The sequence below is a fragment of the Neptuniibacter sp. genome (genome assembly GCF_024231755.1).
Lineage (GTDB): Bacteria > Pseudomonadota > Gammaproteobacteria > Pseudomonadales > Balneatricaceae > Neptuniibacter.
Genome location: NZ_JAAEQH010000273.1, coordinates 1 through 957, shown reverse-complemented (window position 1 = coordinate 957; position 957 = coordinate 1). Strand labels below are relative to the sequence as shown.

1 protein-coding gene is annotated in these 957 nt (G+C 45.0%); it reads left to right on the top strand.

The genetic code is table 11. The annotated features are described in order from the left end of the window. Positions 1-608: hypothetical protein (locus GY843_RS15750; protein ID WP_297310976.1), on the top strand; the 608-nt coding region annotated here is incomplete at its 5' end. Positions 609-957 lie beyond the last annotated feature (349 nt).

The following is a 957-nucleotide window of genomic DNA, read 5'->3' as shown; positions in this document are numbered from 1 at the left end:
TCCCGATGCATCTTTCTCACGACGCGATCTTCCAACCAGCAGATTTGCTGATGCTGTGGACTTGTACTGAGTCTAGTTTCAATTGTCTGCTGGTTACATCGTTCATCGTTCACGACACTGCCCTCTTCCATTTGTGCGTCGCTATCTCCCTCGCTTACAACACTGGTCATTTATTTCTTCTGACGCAACCCGAATCTGAGCAAGAGGACTGCACGCCAGTGCATGAAACGTTGACGATTCAGTTGGCAAACACTGATCTCTTCCGTTATCATGTGGTGTTCATCCGTGATGAACGCCATGATGATCAGTGGCAGTTTGCGAGACTGCAGCCGACCTTGCTATCGCCACGCGTAGCTCTGGTCGAGCTCGAACGCACTGGGGATGCTGGTTTGGACGCCGGCATTTTCTGCCTTGGTCCATCTGATCTGTGGGATTCTGTCGGTAGCGCTAACATTGAGCAAGTTGTTTATTGGATCCCTCGGGCCGTCTATGATAGCGCCCTTCCCGCCGCCTGTGGTGCACTTCGCACACAAGCTTCACACTGTCCGCTTTGGGCATTTAGTATGCCGTTTTACAACATTTATTTCCTGGTGCACTGCTTGTTGTAAATGACACCATTCTGCTTCTACAACTCTATCCTTTTCTTACCAACTGAACAATATTTACCCTGCATACTGGACTGCTCTGATACATTGACTTTCCTAAACCTTTTTGTTGTAACCATATAATTTCCGCTTATCCATTTGAGGATTTACTTGGCTGACTGTAATAAAACATAAGCTGTGTGTGTAAATAAAATAAAACGGTATGGGATAATGTGTTCTGTGAGTTATTTTGTATGAATTGATGTTTTATTTCAGCGTCGAGGATTGTGATTGTTTATACTTAGCTTAGGCTTGGCTCCAGCAGAATATCAAGACAGCATCAACATATTTTCTATCAGCACATATTTTCCTG